At 66.6% G+C, this 19,701-nt stretch carries 14 protein-coding genes; 7 read left to right on the forward strand and 7 right to left on the reverse strand.

The window, feature by feature from the left end:
• Positions 1-164: 164 nt before the first annotated feature.
• Positions 165-983: a GntR family transcriptional regulator gene (locus ACV22Z_RS22590; RefSeq protein WP_448078732.1), complete on the reverse strand. Its 819-nt coding sequence runs from the start codon at positions 981-983 to the stop codon at positions 165-167.
• A gap of 288 nt (positions 984-1,271) precedes the next feature.
• Here ACV22Z_RS22590 and ACV22Z_RS22595 point away from each other — a divergent pair, with 288 nt between their 5' ends.
• From ACV22Z_RS22595 to ACV22Z_RS22620, 6 genes are all read left to right on the forward strand, one after another.
• Positions 1,272-2,258 (forward strand): malate dehydrogenase, encoded by a 987-nt coding sequence (locus ACV22Z_RS22595; protein WP_448078505.1) that lies wholly within the window; start codon positions 1,272-1,274, stop codon positions 2,256-2,258.
• 184 nt (positions 2,259-2,442) lie between these two features.
• The gene (locus tag ACV22Z_RS22600) at positions 2,443-3,450 is read left to right on the forward strand and encodes an HpcH/HpaI aldolase/citrate lyase family protein (RefSeq protein WP_448078733.1); all 1,008 of its coding nucleotides are present in this window, start codon (positions 2,443-2,445) and stop codon (positions 3,448-3,450) included.
• A gap of 234 nt (positions 3,451-3,684) precedes the next feature.
• Positions 3,685-4,191, forward strand: a complete 507-nt coding sequence (locus tag ACV22Z_RS22605; protein ID WP_448078506.1) for a hypothetical protein — start codon at positions 3,685-3,687, stop codon at positions 4,189-4,191.
• Between the two features lie 22 nt (positions 4,192-4,213).
• On the forward strand, positions 4,214-5,665 hold the full coding sequence (locus ACV22Z_RS22610; RefSeq protein ID WP_448078507.1) for a bifunctional 2-methylcitrate dehydratase/aconitate hydratase: 1,452 nt from the start codon (positions 4,214-4,216) through the stop codon (positions 5,663-5,665).
• Positions 5,666-6,001: 336 nt separating this feature from the next.
• Positions 6,002-8,719 carry an aconitate hydratase AcnA gene (gene acnA / locus ACV22Z_RS22615; protein ID WP_448078508.1) on the forward strand — a complete coding sequence of 906 codons (2,718 nt, stop codon included), beginning with the start codon at positions 6,002-6,004 and terminating at the stop codon, positions 8,717-8,719.
• 612 nt (positions 8,720-9,331) lie between these two features.
• Entirely contained in the window at positions 9,332-11,065 is a 1,734-nt protein-coding gene (locus tag ACV22Z_RS22620; protein WP_448078509.1) for a S53 family peptidase, read from the forward strand.
• Positions 11,066-11,147: 82 nt separating this feature from the next.
• Here the strand turns inward: ACV22Z_RS22620 and ACV22Z_RS22625 are convergent, their stop codons facing one another.
• The 4 genes from ACV22Z_RS22625 to ACV22Z_RS22640 form a co-directional block, all read right to left on the reverse strand.
• Positions 11,148-11,987: an ABC transporter permease gene (locus ACV22Z_RS22625; protein ID WP_448078510.1), complete on the reverse strand. Its 840-nt coding sequence runs from the start codon at positions 11,985-11,987 to the stop codon at positions 11,148-11,150.
• Between the two features lie 34 nt (positions 11,988-12,021).
• Complete coding sequence (locus tag ACV22Z_RS22630) at positions 12,022-13,293, reverse strand: ABC transporter permease (protein ID WP_448078734.1); 1,272 nt, start codon at positions 13,291-13,293, stop codon at positions 12,022-12,024.
• Positions 13,294-13,401: 108 nt separating this feature from the next.
• Positions 13,402-14,448 carry an ABC transporter substrate-binding protein gene (locus tag ACV22Z_RS22635; protein WP_448078511.1) on the reverse strand — a complete coding sequence of 349 codons (1,047 nt, stop codon included), beginning with the start codon at positions 14,446-14,448 and terminating at the stop codon, positions 13,402-13,404.
• Between the two features lie 80 nt (positions 14,449-14,528).
• The gene (locus ACV22Z_RS22640; protein ID WP_448078512.1) at positions 14,529-15,647 is read right to left on the reverse strand and encodes an ABC transporter ATP-binding protein; all 1,119 of its coding nucleotides are present in this window, start codon (positions 15,645-15,647) and stop codon (positions 14,529-14,531) included.
• 108 nt (positions 15,648-15,755) lie between these two features.
• Between ACV22Z_RS22640 and pdxR the strand changes: the two genes are divergently transcribed.
• Positions 15,756-17,285 carry a MocR-like pyridoxine biosynthesis transcription factor PdxR gene (pdxR, locus tag ACV22Z_RS22645; protein WP_448078513.1) on the forward strand — a complete coding sequence of 510 codons (1,530 nt, stop codon included), beginning with the start codon at positions 15,756-15,758 and terminating at the stop codon, positions 17,283-17,285.
• 111 nt (positions 17,286-17,396) lie between these two features.
• Here pdxR and ACV22Z_RS22650 read toward each other — a convergent pair whose 3' ends face one another.
• The gene (locus ACV22Z_RS22650) at positions 17,397-18,440 is read right to left on the reverse strand and encodes a lipase secretion chaperone (protein WP_448078514.1); all 1,044 of its coding nucleotides are present in this window, start codon (positions 18,438-18,440) and stop codon (positions 17,397-17,399) included.
• 3 nt (positions 18,441-18,443) lie between these two features.
• Positions 18,444-19,535 carry an alpha/beta fold hydrolase gene (locus ACV22Z_RS22655; protein ID WP_448078515.1) on the reverse strand — a complete coding sequence of 364 codons (1,092 nt, stop codon included), beginning with the start codon at positions 19,533-19,535 and terminating at the stop codon, positions 18,444-18,446.
• Between the last annotated feature and the right edge of the window lie 166 nt (positions 19,536-19,701).

Consider the following 19,701-nt stretch of genomic DNA (forward strand, 5'->3'; position numbering starts at 1 on the left):
TATGTTGTCACACTAATCCGCAATTTTAGCGCCTTTTCATATCGCGCTGCAGCGAAAACCTGCTTTGGATCGTTACGCAAACGCGAACAAAGGCGGCCCGAAACGTGCTTCGCAGACAGCGTGAGGAACGCGAATGCACGGGACACGAGCCGATGCCTGCATCGTCAGCTCAAGTCGTTCTGATAGTAGTACCCAGTTGTGACATACCAGCCGCGGCGCACTTCCACAGGCCGATCACCATATGTATAGGACACGCGCTCGACAGACAGCAAAGGAAATCCCGTCGGCACGTGCAACTGGTCGGCCACCGCCGGCTCCGCCGCCACCGCGCGGATCTTCTCGGTCGCGCGGATCATGCGCGTGCCGAACTCCGCCTCGAACATCGCGTAGAGCGGCCCCTTGTACTCGCTGAGGCGCTCGAACGTCAGGCCGCGGAACATCGCGCCCGGCAGCCAGATCTCGTCCAGCACCGTCACCTCGCCCTCGAACTCGAGCAGCCGGCGCACCTGCACGACCGGGTCCGACGGCTTCAGGTCGAGCTGGCGGGCGATCTCGGCCGGCGCGCGCAGCCGCCGGCACTCGAGCAGGCGGCTCACGTGCGCATGCTCGGCGCCGTCGTCGGCAAGCAGGCGCAGGAAGCGGAACTGCGCGCGATCTTCATTGTGCGTCGCAACAAACGTACCCTTTCCCTGCCTGCGTACCACGAGGTTCTCGGCGGCCAGTTCGTCGATCGCCTTGCGCACGGTGCCCTGGCTGACCTTGTAGCGGGCCGCGAGTTCCACCTCGCTCGGGATGATCTCGCCGGGCTTCCATTCACCCGATTCGAGACTCTGCGTGATCAAAGACTTGATCTGCTGGTATAAAGGGCTGAACGTCGGCGCAGGCGTGGGCGTGGGCGCAGCCTCGCTCGCGCCCGGCTGCCCTGGGCTGCCTGCGCCGGTCGGATTCGCGTTGTTCGCCTGGTTCGATGTCATGGCGCGCATTTCATCACAAACCCAGGTTTTCCGTCCACTCAAATTCAGCAAAACATCTGTCTTATATAAGACATAAGATACCGTTTGACTTTGCGCGCCTCGACTCCTACACTCCGGGGCGAGCAAGGGTTCGCGGATTGCCAAGCGCGTCCCCGGCTACGTGCCTCTGCCCGTCTCCAGGTCACCGCGCATGCAACCGCGACTCCTCCGCCCTGCTTCAATGCAACGCTTCGCGTAACGCGCATAGAATGGCGTTTTCCCGAGCGTCCCACGCTTCACCCGTCCTGGAGAATTTCAATGGCTAAGCCCGCAAAGCGCGTTGCCGTCACCGGCGCCGCAGGTCAAATCGCTTACTCGCTGCTGTTCCGCATCGCGAACGGCGACCTGCTCGGCAAGGACCAGCCGGTCATCCTGCAACTGCTCGACCTCCCGCAAGCCCAAGCCGCCGTCAAAGGCGTCGTGATGGAACTGGAAGATTGCGCGTTCCCGCTGCTCGCGGGCGTCGTGATCACGGACGACCCGAAGGTCGCGTTCAAGGACGCCGACGTCGCACTGCTGGTCGGCGCCCGTCCGCGCTCGAAGGGCATGGAGCGCAAGGACCTGCTGTCGGCGAACGCCGAGATCTTCACGGTTCAGGGCGCTGCGCTGAACGAAGTCGCGAGCCGCGACGTGAAGGTGCTGGTCGTCGGCAACCCGGCCAACACGAACGCGTACATCGCGATGAAGTCGGCACCGGACCTGCCGAAGAAGAACTTCACGGCCATGCTGCGCCTCGACCACAACCGCGCGCTGTCGCAGCTGGCAGCGAAGTCGGGCAAGCCGGTCGCATCGATCGAGAAGCTCGCCGTGTGGGGCAACCACTCGCCGACGATGTACCCCGACTTCCGCTTCGCGACCGCCGAAGGCGAATCGATGCTGAAGCTGATCAACGACGACGAATGGAACCGCAACACGTTCATCCCGACCGTCGGCAAGCGCGGCGCGGCGATCATCGAAGCCCGCGGCCTGTCGTCGGCAGCGTCGGCAGCGAACGCGGCGATCGACCACGTGCGTGACTGGGTGCTCGGCACGAACGGCAAGTGGGTTACGATGGGCATTCCGTCGGACGGTTCGTACGGCATCCCCGAAGACATCATCTACGGCGTGCCGGTCGTGTGCGAGAACGGCGAATACAAGCGTATCGAAGGCCTCGAGATCGACGCGTTCTCGCGCGAGAAGATGGACGGTACGCTGGCCGAGCTGCTCGAAGAGCGCGACGGCGTTGCCCACCTGCTGAAGAACTAAGCATCACGCGCGTTGCCGGGCGGCCCTCGGGCAGCCCGGTTGCGGCACGGGCCGGCATGCCGCCGGCCCTGCCGAACGATCCGATCCGCGCACGTTTTGCCGCCCCGCGCTCGCCGCGCACCGGCCCAGAACGCGCCCGAATCCGATTTTCTCCACGTTGACCCGCTTCCCTGACGTAGAAGAGATGGCCGCGCTCACTCCTGCACAAGTGCTGTACGACGGGGCGTCCCCGCCCGCGATCCTGCCATGCTGCGACCACTACGCGGGCAGCGAGAAGCTGATGCGCAAGTCGCTTGCGCTGCAGGCCGAACTGGGCCCCGTGTTCGACATCACGTTCGACTGCGAGGACGGCGCCGCCGTCGGCCAGGAAGCCGCGCACGCGGAACTGGTCGCCGCCACGCTCGGCAGCGCCGAGAACCGCTTCGGGCGGGTCGGCGCGCGGATCCACGACTTCTCCCACCCGCACTGGCGCGACGACGTGCGCATCATCCTGCGCGCGGCACGCCCGCCCGCCTACCTCACGCTGCCGAAGATCGCCAACGCCGCCGACGCGGCCGAGATGTGCGCGTTCATCGAAGGCACGCGCCGCGAACTCGGCATTGCCCGGCCGATTCCGGTCGACGTGCTGGTCGAGACGCACGGCGCGCTCGCGCAGGCGGCCGCCCTCGCCGCGCTGCCGCTCGTCGGCACGCTGAGCTTCGGCCTGATGGATTTCGTCTCCGCGCACCACGGCGCGATCCCCGATTCGGCGATGCGCTCGCCCGGCCAGTTCGAGCACCCTCTGGTGCGGCGCGCGAAGCTCGAGATCGCCGCGGCCTGCCACGCGCACGGCAAGACGCCGTCGCACAACGTGACGACCGAGGTGCGCGACATGAGCGTCGTCGCGAACGACGCGCGCCGCGCGCGCGACGAATTCGCGTTCACGCGGATGTGGAGCATCCACCCGGCGCAGGTCCGGCCGATCGTCGACGCATTCGCGCCGCGCACCGACGAGGTTGCGCTCGCGGCCGACATCCTGCTGGCCGCGCAAGCCGCCGACTGGGGGCCGACGCGCCACGGCGACACGCTGCACGACCGCGCGAGCTACCGCTATTACTGGTCGGTGCTGCGCCGCGCGCGGGCGACCGGCCAGCCGGTGCCCGCCGAAGCGGCGACGCTGTTCGGCCCCGCCGCCGCGGGAGACACGCCGTGAGCGCGCGCCGCCGGCCCGGCCGAACCGGTCTTTCAAGCATCCCGACCGGGATGTGGGCCGCTCGTCCGCTTGCCGAACGAAAAAAACGTAACGGAGCCTGAAAACCTGAAATATGGGCGGCCAAATAGGCGAAAATAGCGGCCGCTGCGCGCTTCCGGGGCGCGTGCAGTTTCAACCCGCTGGCAGCCCCGGCCGCCAGCCTTTGTTAACTGATTTTCGAAAGGTTCTGACTCCATGAAGAAACTCCTGATCGCTACCGCCATCGGCGCCTTGTCCGCCACTATGCTGGTGTCGGCTCCGAGCGCGTTCGCCCAGGAAGCGGGCACGACCGCGAAGAAGGCAACGGCCAAGCGCCCGGCGCCGCGCAAGCGCCTGATCCCGCGCAGCAAGAAGGCACAGGCGCGCGCAGCAGCGAAGGTCGATACGGCACCGGAAGGCGCCGTCAAGTGGGCGTGCAAGGACGGCCTGTCCTTCGATCTCGCCGGCGACATGAAGCGTGACCAGGTCGTCACGGTTCACTGGGCGCAGAAGAACTACAAGCTGCCGCGCCAGCAGACGACCACCGGCGCCGACACGTTCTATGATCCGGCAGCGGGCTTCAAGCTGATCGTGATCCCGACGAAGGCGATGCTGTTCAGCGACGCCAACGGCGGCGAGCGCCTCGCGGACGAGTGCATGACGCCGGAAATGGCGCAAGGCACGCCGGCGCCGACGCAATCGAACGAGCTGAAGAACAACTAAGCCCGTTCCGCCAGGCCCCTCGATGTCCGCCCCGATCTCCAACGTCCGCCCTGCTCCGGATACGGTGCTCGTCGATATCGTCGACTACGTGCTGAACGCCGGAATCGACAGCGCGCTCGCGCTGGAGACCGCGCGTCATTGTCTGATCGACACGCTCGGATGCGGACTCGAGGCGCTGTCCTACCCGGCCTGCACCAAGCTCCTGGGGCCTGTCGTGCCCGGCACGATCGTGCCGAACGGCGCAAAGGTGCCCGGCACGTCGTTCCAGCTCGATCCGGTCCAGGCCGCGTTCGACATCGGCGCAATGATCCGCTGGCTGGATTTCAACGACACCTGGCTCGCCGCCGAATGGGGGCATCCGTCCGACAACCTGGGCGGAATCCTGGCGACGGCCGACTGGCTGTCGCGTACCGCTGTAGCAGCCGGCCGCGCGCCGCTCGCGATGCGCGACGTGCTGACCGCGATGATCAAGGCCCACGAGATCCAGGGCTGCATCGCACTCGAGAATTCATTCAACCAGGTCGGGCTCGACCATGTGCTGCTCGTCAAGGTCGCGTCGACCGCCGTCGTCGGCCTGCTGCTCGGGCTCACGCGCGACGAGCTGATCAACGCGGTGTCGAACGCGTTCGTCGACGGCCAGGCGCTGCGCACGTACCGCCACGCGCCGAACACGGGTTCGCGCAAGTCGTGGGCGGCCGGCGATGCGACGTCGCGCGCGGTGCGCCTCGCGCTGATCGCGAAGACGGGCGAAATGGGCTATCCGTCCGCGCTCACCGCGAAGACCTGGGGTTTCTATGACGTCCTGTTCGACGGGCAGCCGTTCCGCTTTCAGCGTCCGTACGGCACGTACGTGATGGAGAACGTGCTGTTCAAGATCGCGTTTCCCGCGGAATTCCACGCGCAGACCGCGGCCGAGGCCGCGATGCAGCTGCACGCGCAGCTCGCCGCGGCGGGGAAATCGACCGACGACATCAGCCGGATCACGATCCGCACGCACGCGGCGGCGATCCGCATCATCGACAAGCAGGGGCCGCTCGCCAACCCGGCCGATCGCGACCACTGCATCCAGTACATGGTCGCGGTGCCGCTGCTGTTCGGCCGGCTGACGGCGGCCGACTACGAGGACACGGTCGCGGCAGACCCGCGCATCGACGCGTTGCGCGCGAAGACGGTCTGCGTCGAGGACCCGCAGTTCACGAAGGATTACCACGATCCCGACAAGCGATCGATCGCGAATGCGCTGACGATCGAATTCGCGGACGGATCGAAGCTTGCCGAAGTGGTGGTCGAGTATCCGATCGGCCACAAGCGACGCCGTGCCGACGGCATCCCGCTCCTGATCGAGAAATTCAGGACCAACCTCGCCCGCCGCTTCCCGGCAAAGCAGCAACAAGCGATTCTCGACGTGTCGCTGGACCAGGCAAAGCTCGAAGCGATGCCGGTCAATGAGTACGTCGACTTGTATGTGATATAGGGGGCTGTTTGCGGATGAAACGTGCATGCGAATGCCCCAAATCGGTCGCAGGGCAAGGAGTGAGGAGCGCCGTTTGGCCGTGCCAAACAAGCGACGAACGACGCCGCCATGTGGCCGATTTGGGGCATTCCCGTGAAGTAAATTTTAAAATTGGGGTTGCCCCGAGAAAGGCCGCTCGCTGCGTCATGCTTCTTGCGAATACGTCCAGTATTCGCAGCGTCGCAGTCCTTGCGAGCGGCCTTTCTCGGGGCAACGCATGCACGTTTCATCCGCAAACAGCCCCCAGGTCAGATACAGGACTCTTTGTTTCCTAGACTTGAACCCAGGAAAATCACCATGGCCCACAATCTCCACAAGACCCTCAAGGAATTCGACAGCGGTTCCGGCAAAGGCAAGTTCTACTCGCTGCCGCAACTCGGCAAGGAACTGAAGACGAAGATCGAGCGCCTGCCGGTGTCGATCCGTATCGTGCTCGAGTCCGTGCTGCGCAACTACGACGGCAAGAAGATCACCGAGGAACACATCGAGCAGCTCGCGAACTGGACGCCGACGGGCAAGCGCGTCGACGAAATCCCGTTCGTCGTGTCGCGCGTGGTGCTGCAGGACTTCACGGGCGTGCCGCTGCTCGCCGACATCGCGGCCATGCGCGGCGTCGCGAAGCGCGCGGGCAAGAACCCGAAGAAGATCGAGCCGCTGGTGCCGGTCGATCTCGTCGTCGACCACTCGGTCCAGATCGACTACTTCCGCCAGAAGGACGCGCTCGACCTGAACATGAAGCTGGAATTCCAGCGCAACAACGAGCGCTACCAGTTCATGAAGTGGGGCATGCAGGCGTTCGACACGTTCAAGGTCGTGCCGCCGGGCGTCGGCATCGTCCACCAGGTGAACCTCGAGTACCTCGCACGCGGCGTCCACAAGAAGAAGGACGAAGACGGCACGGTCTACTATCCGGACACCCTCGTCGGCACGGACAGCCACACGACGATGATCAACGGCATCGGCGTGGTCGGCTGGGGCGTGGGCGGCATCGAGGCGGAAGCCGGCATGCTCGGCCAGCCCGTGTACTTCCTGACGCCTGACGTCGTCGGCGTCGAGCTGAAGGGCCAGCTGCGCGAAGGCGTGACGGCCACCGACCTGGTGCTGACCATCACCGAAATGCTGCGCAAGGAGAAGGTCGTCGGCAAGTTCGTCGAGTTCTTTGGCGAAGGCACGAAGACGCTCGCGCTGCCGGACCGCGCGACGATCGCGAACATGGCGCCGGAATACGGTGCGACGATGGGCTTCTTCCCGGTCGACGAGAAGACGATCGACTACTTCAAGGGCACGGGCCGCACGAAGGCGGAAATCGCCGCATTCGAGAACTACTTCAAGGCACAGGACCTGTTCGGCATTCCGAAGGCCGGCGACATCGACTACACGAAGACGCTGACGCTGGATCTGGCCACGGTCGCACCGTCGCTGGCGGGCCCGAAGCGCCCGCAGGACCGCATCGAGATCGGCAACGTCAAGTCGACGTTCACCGACCTGTTCTCGAAGCCGGTCGCGGAAAACGGCTTCGCGAAGAAGGCGGACGACCTGAACGCCGAGTACCAGACGAGCAACGGCGTCGACGTGAAGAACGGCGACGTGCTGATCGCCGCGATCACGTCGTGCACGAACACGTCGAACCCGAGCGTGCTGCTGGCTGCCGGCCTGCTCGCGAAGAAGGCCGTCGAAGCCGGTCTGACCGTCGCGCCGCACATCAAGACGTCGCTGGCCCCGGGATCGCGCATCGTCACCGAATACCTGACGAAGACGGACCTGCTGAAGTACCTCGCGAAGCTCGGCTTCGAAGTCGCGGCCTACGGCTGCACGACCTGTATCGGCAACGCGGGCGACCTGACGCCGGAGCTGAACGAAGCGATCGTCAAGAACGACATCGTCGCGGCGGCCGTGCTGTCGGGCAACCGTAACTTCGAAGCGCGTATCCACCCGAACATCCGCGCGAACTTCCTGGCCTCGCCGCCGCTGGTCGTCGCCTACGCGATCGCCGGCAACATCACGCGCGACCTGATGACCGAGCCGGTCGGCAAGGGCAAGGGCGGCCGCGACATCTACCTCGGCGACATCTGGCCGACGAGCGAAGAAATCCACGCGCTGCTCAAGTACGCGCTCGATCCGAAGAAGTTCGAGGACAACTACGCGAAGCTGACGAAGAAGGGCGACCTCTGGAGCAAGATCGAGGGCGAATCGGGCCAGGTCTACGACTGGCCGAAGTCGACGTACATCGCGGAGCCGCCGTTCTTCGGCACGGACTTCTCGATGGAACCGGCCGACGAGATCGTCACGGTCAAGGGCGCACGCGCGCTCGGCATCTTCGGCGATTCCGTCACGACCGACCACATCAGCCCGGCAGGCTCGATCAAGGAAGACTCGCCGGCCGGCAAGTGGCTGAAGGAGAACGGCGTGCAGAAGGCCGACTTCAACAGCTACGGCTCGCGCCGCGGCAACCATGACGTGATGATGCGCGGCACGTTCGCGAACGTCCGGATCAAGAACCTGATGATTCCGGCAAAGGCAGACGGCTCGCGCGTCGAAGGCGGCCTGACGATCCACCAGCCGAGCGGCGAACAGCTGTCGATCTACGACGCAGCGATGCAGTACGTCGACGCGGGCACCCCGACCGTCGTGTTCGCGGGCGAAGAGTACGGCACCGGCTCGTCGCGCGACTGGGCCGCGAAGGGCACGCAACTGCTCGGCGTGAAGGCCGTGATCGCACGCAGCTTCGAGCGGATCCACCGTTCGAACCTGGTCGGCATGGGCGTGCTGCCGCTGCAGTTCAAGGGCTCGGACAGCATCCAGTCGCTCGGCATCACCGGCGACGAGACGTTCGACATCGAAGGCCTCGGCGACGACTTCAAGCCGCAGCAGGACGTCACGCTCGTGATCAACAGCAAGAACGGCGAAACGAAGCGCGTGCAGGTGCTGCTGCGCATCGATACGCCGATCGAAGTCGACTACTACAAGCACGGTGGTATCCTGCCGTTCGTGCTGCGCTCGCTGCTCGCAGCGTAAGCGTTCTGCTTTTGCAGGTGCCGCATGCCGCTTCGGCGGCTGCGGCCGATTTGGAAGCCCGGCCTCGTGTCGGGCTTTTTTTTCGTCCGTGCAGCCATTAGAGAAATGACTCTAATTCGCGCGCCGCACGCGACGACGGAAAGCGGGCCGAAAGACTGTGTTCCACAGTTCGGAACAGCCGGGCATCAACTGCCCCTTTTTTTAGCCGCCGACCCGGATGCAACGCCCGATCGGGATGCCGTTCGCCCTCCATTGACCACATAGTGCGATTCAGCGCGCGCCCGAAGCGGCCGGGCGCGTTCACCGGCGTAATCCCACGCATGCCGTTTCAGCGACGATTCCCGCGCGACGACGAACGACGCGCACGCTGGAGCCGCGGGTGTGCATCGGGGCGATACGTTCGACGCCGCGCGAACCGGTTCCTCCGTCACCTCGCCACGGCGCGGCTTCAGCCGCATTCGGACGCGCCACCTCGCGCGCCATTGTCAGAACTGACAGCTATGGAAACTGGCAGCTACCTGAAACGCACCGGCGTCCCTACGCTCGTCTGCGCTCGCGGCCCCACAAGGGCCGGGGTTCCAACCACGTCGTCTCTCCTCAAAAGGACTCCCGATGAAACGGAACGCCTGGTTTGCCCTTCCCCTTCCGTCACCCCGCCGCCTCGCCTGCGCGTGGCCGCTCGTGCTCGCCGCCGGCACGGCGCACGCGGCGACGGATTGGGTCGACACCCACACGAAGGCCTTTCTGACCGGCCCGCAGCTGATGGCGCGCAGTGCGGCGCCGTCGCTCGAGCTGGCGGCAGGCGAGACGACCGACGTCGTCGTCAGCCTGAAGCTGCGCAACGCCGCGCAGCTCAAGCAGCTCGCACGCGACGTGAACCGCCGCGGCAGCGCGCAGTACCGCAAGTTCCTGACGCGCTCGCAATTCCTCGCCGATTACGCGCCGACCGAAGCGCAGGTCAAGTCCGTCGTCGACTATCTGCGCAAGAGCGGCTTCGTCGACATCGAGGTCGCGCCGAACCGGCTGCTCGTGTCCGCGCGCGGCACGGCCGGCACGGTCAAGACCGCGTTCAACACGTCGCTCGTGCACTTCGAGTACGCGGGCCGCTCGGGCTTCGCGAACGCGTCCACCGCACAGGTGCCGCGTGCGCTCGGCGACGTCGTCGGCTCGGTGCTCGGGCTGCAGAACGTCGCGCGCGCGCATCCGCTGTTGCGCGTCGGCGACGTCGCGAAGCCGAAGGCGCTCGCCACGGGCACCGCGACCGGCCACTATCCGAAGGAATTCCCGGGCCTCTACAACGCGACCGGCGTGCCGACCGCGGCTGGCGTGACGGTCGGCATCATGACGATCGGCGGCGTCGCGCAGACGCTGAAGGACCTGAAGACCTTCACGTCGAGCAACGGCTACGGCGCGGTGTCGACGCAAACCGTCCAGACCAACGGTTCCGGCGGCAACTACACCGACGACCAGAACGGCCAGGGCGAGTGGGATCTCGACAGCCAGTCGATCGTCGGCGCGGCGGGCGGCCAGGTCGGCAAGCTCGTGTTCTACATGGCGGACCTGAACGCGTCGGGCAACACGGGGCTCACGCAGGCATTCAACCGCGCGGTGTCGGATAACGTCGCGAAGGTGATCAACGTGTCGCTCGGCTGGTGCGAGACCGACGCGAACGCCGACGGCACGCTCGACGCCGAGGAGCAGATCTTCACGACGGCGGCCGCGCAGGGCCAGACGTTCTCGGTATCGTCGGGCGACGAAGGCGTGTACGAGTGCAACAACCGCGGCTATCCGGATGGCGCGAACTATACGGTGTCGTGGCCGGCGTCGTCGCCGCACGTGCTCGCGATCGGCGGCACGACGCTCTACACGACGTCCGCGGGCGCGTTCTCGAACGAGACGGTGTGGAACGAAGGGCTCGACAGCAACGGCAAGCTGTGGGCGACGGGCGGCGGCGTCAGCACGATTACGCCCGCGCCGTCGTGGCAGTCGGGCAGCAACCGCCAGCTGCCCGATGTTGCGTTCGATGCCGCGCAAAGCACCGGCGCGTACATCTACAACTACGGCCAGCTCCAGCAGATCGGCGGCACGAGCCTCGCGGCGCCGCTCTTCACGGGCTTCTGGGCGCGGATCCTGGCCTCGAACGGCACGGCCCTCGGCTTCCCGGCGGGCAACTTCTACGCGGACATTCCGGCGAACCCGTCGCTCGTGCGCCATGACGTCGTGTCGGGCAACAACGGCTACCAGGGCTATGGTTACAACGCCGGCGCGGGCTGGGACTATACGACCGGCTTCGGCAGCCTGAACATCGCGAATCTCAACCAGCTGATCAAGTCCGGCGGGTTCTGAGCAATGCGTTCGTAGCCTGCGCCTGCACCCGGCAGGCCCCAACCGGCGCGCGGGACTTGCTGCCCCGCGCGCCTGTATGCCGTTACGTCACCGCGCGCCGCGCATTGCGGCCGCGCAGCCATTCGAGCGCGAGCAGCAGGCTCGTCGAGAAGATGATCAGGATCGTCGCGAGCGCGGCGATCGTCGGGCTGATGTTCTCGCGGATCCCGGTGAACATCTGCCGCGGCAGCGTCGTCTGGTCGGCGCCCGCGAGGAACAGCGTGACCACCACTTCGTCGAACGACGTCGCGAACGCGAACAGCGCCCCCGACATCACGCCCGGCGCGATCACCGGCAGCGTCACGCGGAAGAATGTCGTGACCGGGTTCGCGCCGAGCGACAGGCTCGCGCGCACGAGATTGTGGTTGAAGCCCTGCAGCGTCGCCGCGACCGTCGTGACGACGAACGGCACGCCGAGCGCCGCGTGCCCGCAGATCAGGCCGGTGTAGGTGTTCGCGAGCCCGAGCGGCGCAAAGAACAGGTACATGCCGACACCGACCACGACGACCGGCACGATCATCGGCGACAGCAGCACGGCCATCAGCAGCCCCTTGCCGCGGAAATCGGCCTTCGTGAGACCGATCGCGGCGACCGTGCCGAGCACGGTCGCGACGATGGTCGCCGACGGCGCGATGATGAAGCTGTTCTTCGCGGCCATCCGCCACTCGTCGGACGCGATCAGGTTCTCGTACCAGCGCATCGAGAAGCCCGGAATCGGATAGACGAGGAACGTGCTCGACGAGAACGACAGCGGCACGATCGCGAGCACCGGCAGGATCAGGTACAGCAGCGTCAGCACGACGAGCACGCGCAGCGCGACGTACCACGCGCGCTCGGCGAACGACATATGCGGCGCGAACAGCGGCCTGGCGAGCAGTTTCATGGTCGAATCCCCTTCCCTTTCCGTTGTTGCGCGTTCAGCCGAGGCTCACGTTCGAGCGGGTGAAGCGGCCGTACACCGCGTACAGCACGAGCGTCGCCGCGAGCAGCAGCCCGCCGAGCGCACACGCCATGCCCCAGTTGATCGTCACGTTCGTGAAGTACGCAACGTAGTAGCTGACCATCTGGTCGTTCGGCCCGCCGAGCAGTGCGGGCGTGATGTAGTAGCCGATCGCGAGGATGAACACGAGCAGCGCGCCTGCGCCGACGCCCGGATAGGTCTGCGGCACGTACACGCGCCAGAACGCCGCGAACGGATGGCTGCCGAGCGACACCGCCGCGCGCTGGTAGGTCGGCGGGATCGACTTCATCACGCTGTACAGCGGCAGGATCATGAACGGCAGCAGGATGTGTGTCATCGAGATGTACACGCCGACGCGATTGAACAGCAGCGTCAGCGGTTGCGAGATCAGCCCGCTGCCGATCAGCGCCTTGTTGATGAGCCCCTCGCTCTGCAGCAGCACGATCCACGCGGCGACGCGCACCAGCACCGACGTCCAGAACGGAATCAGCACTAGGATCATCACGAGGTTCGCGCGCCGCTCCGACAGCGTCGAGATCCAGTACGCGAGCGGATAGCCGAGCAGCAGCGCGAACAGCGTCACCGCGAAGCCGATCACGAGCGTGCGGCCGAAGATCGCGAGATAGATCGACTGGTCCGGATCGGCCTGCACGATGTGACCGAAACCGTCCTGCTTGTGGTCGAGCGCGGCGAGCAGGTAGAACGGCGAAGTCCGGCTGCCGTTCTTCGCGATCGCCTGCCAGTAAGCGACGTCGCCCCAGCGCGAATCGAGATCGACGAGCTTCTCGCGCGTCTGCGCGGGTGTGAGCGCTGCGTCGCTCTGCCCGTTTTCGCCCTTCAGCGGCATCGCGCGCGCAGTCTTCGCGACGAGCGAGCGGTAGCCGGGAATCTCGGTGTTCAGGCGCCGCGCGAGCGCGCCCATCGCTTCGCTGTCGGCGACTCGCGTCATGTCGGCGGCAAGCGCCACGTATGCCGCGTCGGCGGGCGCCGCCTTGCGATCCCAGCCGGACAGCGCGGCGACCGTCTTCGGCAATGCGGTCGCGATTTCCGGGTTCTGCACCGCGCGCGTCAGCAGCGTGCCGATCGGCACGACGAAGATCAACAGCAGGAATACCGCGAGCGGCGCGACCAGCAGCAGTGCCATCGCGCGTTTTTTTGCTTCGGCGGCCTTCAGTTCGCGCTTCAGCGCGGCGGTCGACGGTGTCGACGAAGAAGAAGCGATCGTCATCGTATTCAACGGTTCTCTCCGGCCGGACCTGGAATCCGGCGGCGTGCCGCGCGAAGCACCGTGTTGCGTGCGCAACGCGCGGCCGGTTGCATCAGGACTCCGACACGCTTACTTCGAGGCCCACGCCGAGAAGCGCTGCTCGAGTTCGTCGCTGTGGTCGGTCCAGAAGCCGATGTCCTGCAGCACCGCGTTCTTGCCGTTGCTCGGCGAGTTCGGCAGGTTCGCGAGCGTCTTCGCGTCGAGCGCCTTGATCGCCGCGACGCTCGCCGGGCCGTACGAAATGTTGTGCGCGTACTCCTGCTGCGGCTTCGACGTCAGCGTGTACGCGATGTACTGCTCGGCCAGCGCCTTGTTCGGCGAGCCCTTCGGAATCGCCCAGTAGTCCAGATCGTAGATGCTGCCGTTCCAGACCACCTTCAGGTTCTTGCCTTCCTTCTGCGCGGCGCTGATGCGGCCGTTGTACGCGGTCGACATCACCACGTCGCCGGCTACGAGGAACTGCGGCGGCTGCGCGCCCGCTTCCCACCACTGGATGTTCGGCTTCAGCTCGTCGAGCTTCTTGAACGCGCGGTCCTGGCCGGCCTTCGTCGCGAGCACCTTGTAGACGTCCTTCGGCGCGACGCCGTCAGCCATCAGCGCGAACTCGAGGTTGTAGCGCGCGCCCTTGCGCATCCCGCGCTTGCCGGGGAATTTCTTCACGTCCCAGAAGTCGGCCCAGCTCGTCGGCGCGGCCTTCAGCTTGTCCGCGTTGTACGCGAGCGCCGTCGACCACACGAAGAAGCCGACGCCGCACGTCTGCGGCGACTCCGGAATCAGGTCCGACTTCTTCGCGATCTTCGCCCAGTCGAGCTTCTCGTACAGGCCTTCGTCGCAGCCGCGGTTCAGGTCGCCCGATTCGACTTCGACCACGTCCCAGTTGACGTGCTTCGCCTCGACCATCGCCTTCACCTTCGCCTGCTCGCCGTTGTATTCGACGGCGGTGACCTTGTTGCCGGTCGATTTCTCGAACGGCTGGTTGAACGCGACCTTCTGCGCGTCGCCGTTGGCGCCGCCGAAGTTGACGACGGTGATCTCGGCCGCCGACGCGGATGCGCCGAACACCGCCAGCGCCAGTGCGAACGCCGTGCGGCGCGCCGTGAAGCTTGCTCGATTCATGATGGTTCCTCTCGTGGTGGAAGTGAGCCGTTCTTGTGGACGACGTGCTGCGGAAAAACGCGAAACCGTTGAAACCGTGCTCAGGCGAACACGCGCAAATGCTCGGGCGCGAACGCGAGGCCGACCGGCGCACCGGGCGAGAACGCATCGAGCGCGCCGGTGCCGAGCGGCACCTTCACGAAGCATTCGTCCTGCCCCGGCACCGCGCAGCGCATGCGCACGTGATCGCCGAAATAGATGAGGCTGCGGGCCTCGCCGGCCAGCAGGTTCGCGGCAGCGCCGTTCGCGTGGCCATTGCCGTTGCCGTTGCCGCTGTGCTGAGTGAGACTCATGCGTTCGGGACGGATGCACGCGACCGCGGGTGCACCCGCTTCCGCGTTGCCGATATTGCGGCCGACGAGCTTCGTGCCGTCGCCGAGATGGAATTCGCAGAACTCGCCGTCGACGCGCGCGACGGTGCCCCGCAACCGGTTGCTGTCGCCGATGAAGTTCGCGACGAATTCGTTGCACGGCGATTCGTACAGCCGGTCGACGGTATCGAGCTGCTGCACGATGCCCTTGTCGAACACGGCGACGCGATCCGACATCGTCAGCGCCTCGCCCTGGTCGTGCGTCACGTAGACGAAGGTCACGCCGAGCTTCTCGTGCAGCGCCTTCAATTCGTACTGCATGTGCTCGCGCAGTTGCTTGTCGAGCGCGCCGAGCGGCTCGTCCATCAGCACCAGCTTCGGCTCGAACACGAGGGCGCGCGCCAGCGCGATCCGCTGCTGCTGGCCGCCCGACAACTGCGCCGGGTAGCGCTTCGCGAAGCGCTCCATCTGCACCATCTTCAGCGCATGGGCGACGCGCTCCGCACGCTCGCCGGCCGGGAGCTTGCGCACCGTCAGCGGATACGCGACGTTCTGCTCGACGGTCAGGTGCGGGAACAGCGCGTAGTTCTGGAACACCATGCCGATGTTGCGCTTGTGCGGCGGCACGTTGTTCAGCAGCTCGCCGTCGAGGCGGATCTCGCCGCCCGTCGGGAACTCGAAGCCGGCCAGCATCATCAGGCAGGTCGTCTTGCCGGAGCCCGACGGCCCGAGCAGTGTCAGGAATTCCCCGCGGTGGATGTCGAGGTCAAGCGATTTGACGACGAGCGTTTCGCCGTCGTAGGTCTTCCGCACACCGCGGAAGCTGACGATCACTTCATCGGTTCTCATCGAGACTGTCCCCTTGCTACGCGACAAACATTATTGAGATGCGAAGCACTATACGGCGAACACGGTTCTACAATAGGGAACCATTTCAATATTACTAGTAGGACCACTTTGGATACCGTGATCCTCGCCGACTGGCTCTCCGCCCGTCTCGACCGCGGCTCGTCTGAGCCAATGTACCGCCAGCTGCTCCAGCTGATGCAGCAGGCGATCCTGACCGGGGAATTGGGGCCAGGCACCAAACTGCCCAGCTCGCGCACGCTCGCCGCCGACCTGTCGATTGCCCGTAATACCGTACTGCATGTCTACGACCAGCTCACCGCCGAAGGGTACGTGCTGACGACGACGGGCAGCGGCACCTATGTCGCCGATACGCGCCCGGATGCCGCGGCGATGCAGGCGCCGGGCAGCGCGCCGCCGCCACCGGCCGCCGGCGATGCGGCGGCGCAGCAGGACGCCGCGCAGGGCGGCCTGTCGATGCGCGGCCGGCAGCTGATCGAGCACGCGGGCGTGTCGCGGCGCCAGTGGGGAGCGTTCATGCCGGGCGTGCCGGACGTATCGGAATTTCCGAGCCGCCAGTGGAGCCGCCTGCAGGCACGTCTGTGGAAGGAAGCGAACCCCGAGTTGCTGACGTATGCGCCCGGCGGCGGCTACCGGCCGCTGCGGCGCGCGCTGGCCGACTACCTGCGCGTCGCGCGCTCGGTGAAGTGTTCGCCGGACCAGGTGATCATCACGACGGGCATTCACCAGTCGATCGATCTCGCGGTGCGCCTGCTGTCCGACATCGGCGACCGTGCGTGGGTCGAAGAGCCCTGCTACTGGGGCGTGCGCAGCGTGCTGCAGGCGGCCGGGCTGACGCTCGCGCCGGTGCCGGTCGATCAGGAAGGGCTCGACCCGCGTGCGTGCGACCTGCAGCATCCGCCGCGTCTCGTGCTCGTCACGCCGTCGCACCAGTATCCGCTCGGCATGGTGATGAGCCTCGTGCGGCGGCGTATGCTGCTCGAATACGCACGCCAGCACCGTTGCTGGATCATCGAGGACGACTACGACAGTGAGTTCCGCTACGGCAGCCGGCCGCTCGCGTCGCTGCAGGGGCTCGACGACGGCGGGCGCGTGATCTACGTCGGCAGCCTCGGCAAGATGCTGTTCCCGGGCTTGCGGATGGGCTACATGGTCGTGCCCGAGCATCTCGTCGACACGTTCCGCACCGGGTTGTCGGAGCTGTATCGCGAAGGCCAGCTGATGCAGCAGGCCGTGCTCGCCGAATTCATCATGGACGGTTACCTGACTTCGCACGTCCGGCGGATGCGCACGCTGTACGGCGAACGGCGGCAGCTGCTGATCGACGCGATCCATGCGCGGCTCGGCGACGCGCTGCCGGTGATGGGCGACGAAGCGGGCCTGCATCTCGTGCTCGGCCTGCCCGAGTCCTGCGACGACCGCGCAGTCACGCAGAGCGCGTTCGACGCCGGCGTGATCGTGCGGCCGCTGACGAGCTATTACAGCAGTGCGGCCACGGCACGCTCGGGTCTGCTGCTCGGCTATGCGTGCGTCCCGCACGAAGGCATCGGCCCCGCGTTCGACACGCTCGCGACGACGATCGAACAGCACTTGCCGGCACGCGTCACGCGCGCGGCATGAGCGCTCCCGCGGCCCCCACCGCCCAGTCGCTCACGCCCCCCGCTGCTCACGTCGCTCAAGTCGCACCCGCCGGCACGATCTATTGCGACTGCGCGGCTGCGGCGCTGCGATCTACTGCGACGATGCGCCCGTGGCGCCGCGATCGAGCGACGCCGCGCGCAACGCGTCGCCCGGCTTCGTGAAGAAACGCTGCCGCAGCGCCGCCACCTGCGCGTCGCGATCCTGCGGCGACAACCCTGCCGCGTCGATCTGCGCGCGCTGCGCCGCATAGTCCGCGTAGCGGCTCTGCCACGCGGCGTCGTCCTGCTGCATGCGCGCGACGCGCTCGGCAACCTGCGGCCCGAGCGACTGCGTCAGTTGCGCGCGCATCGCATCCGGCGTCGTGCCCGCTCGCTGCAGTTGCGCGATCTGCGCGATCGCGGCCTGCTGCTGCGCGATGCGCTGCCGTTCGGCACGCTCGCCGGCCGGCAGCTGCTGGTCGAGCGCCGCGAGCCGCTCGGCCTTCTGCGCGTCCGTCAACGTGCGGTCCTGCGTGATCTTCAGCCGCGCGAGGTCGTAGCGCTGACGCCATTGTTCGTCGGCGAAGAACGGTTGGCTCCAGTCGCCGAGCGTCCGGTACGCGATCGACGCGCGCTGATCGAGCGCAAGCTGCAGCGCGGCAAGGTCGAGCTTGTTCGGCACGCCGCCTGCGTCCGGCAAGGCCTCGAGCGCCGCGAGATACGCGCGGTAGCGGTGCCACACGTCGAGCGCTTCCGCCTGCGCGACCGTGCCGTCGAGCTGCGCGGCGATCTCGCGCGCAACCAGCGCATCGAGCGCGGCCGCGCTCAGGTCGCTCTGCGCGCTCAGGCAGTAGTCGAAGAAATCGCGCACCGCGCGCACTTTCGCGAGATGGCCGGCCGGATCGAGCGGCAGGCGCGGCGCGCTCGACCCGGCGAGCGACGCCGGCAGGCGCGTGCCGTCCGGCGCGGCCGCCGCCTGCATCGCGGCGCGCGTGCTGCCGGCTGACGCCGTGCCGCCGGATCCCTGCTCGGCACGCGCGCCACGCTGCGTGGCCGCGCCCTGCCACACCCCGACGCCGGCCGCCGCGGCGACACCCACGACCGCATACACTGCGACGCGCCGCGCGAGCGGCGCGCGTCCTTCATGTGCGGCCATCGATCACACGCCCGCGAGTTTCAACCGGTTCGCGTGCGTGCGGATCACCGCGACCGGATCCTCCGCATATGCGCCGCGCACCCCGAGCAGCTGGTTGATCTCGTCGAGGTGGTTCCACTTGTAGCGCGTGCTCAGCACTTGCCCGAACAGCGCGCTGCATTTCGACACGAGCCCGTCGTTCTGGCCCGAGCCGCGATTGATCATCACCGTGCCCGTGCCATACAGCGCGAGCGTCGACGGATCAAGCGCGTTTGCGGGATCGACGAGCGGGATCGTGCTCGTATCCTGCGCGCCCGTGACGCCGAACACGGATAGCGTCGGCTGGATCGCGGTGCCGGCCCACGAGTACAGCAGATGCGTGTTGCCGCCGACCGTCTCTGTCGCTGCACCGGTCTGGCACGAGCCGGGCGCGCCGAGCCCCGCGCTCGGATAGTTCTGGTTGAAGCTCGCGGCCTGCGACGTGGTCAGCGTGTTCAGCGCGGCGAGTGCGTCCTGGTTGGTGTTGTTCGTGCTGCTCGTCAGGATGCCGAACACATTGACGAACGCGGCGATCACCGACGACGACAACCCGGTCGGATCATAGGCCAGCACGCCCTGCACGAAATCGGCGAACTCCGAGCCGCGATGCGGCGTGCCGATCGTCGTCACCGATGCGACGAGCTCCGGCGCGACGGCGGCCACATAGCGCGACGTCAGCCCGCCCTGGCTGTGGCCGATCAGGTTGACCTTGCTCGCGCCCGTCGCGGCCAGCACCTGCTTCACGTACGCAAGCAACTGTTCGCCGCGGCCGTTCGGACCGTCGTCGCTCTGGAAGCCCGACAGGTTCGCAACGTAGACGGTCGCGCCACGCTGCTGCAGGTCCTCCTGGATGCCGTACCAGTACTCGAGCACGCCCGCGTACTTGTCGGTGCCCGTCAGCCCGTGCACGAGAACGATCGGATAGCGCGTCGTCGCATAATCGTCGGTCGGCGCGGTCACCGCCGCCGCGCGCGTCGTCGCGGCCATCATCACCGCGGTCAGCCCCGCGAACGGCGCTGAGCTCATCGCGCAGGCCACTGCCCCTGCCACCACCCTGGATCGCATCGATCTGGCCATGCATGTTCTCCTGTTTTTCTTGCTGCTGGTGCGAGAGAGATCGTATCGGCGCCGCGGGCGCCCCCATCTGCGCCCGTGCGTCGAATGCGGGAGTGAAGCATGACCGGTGAACGTTTGCGCCCCCTCTAGATACGGTTCTCTAATCGGTTGACGCGGGCGGCGCGAT

Source organism: Burkholderia sp. PU8-34, from assembly GCF_053427725.1.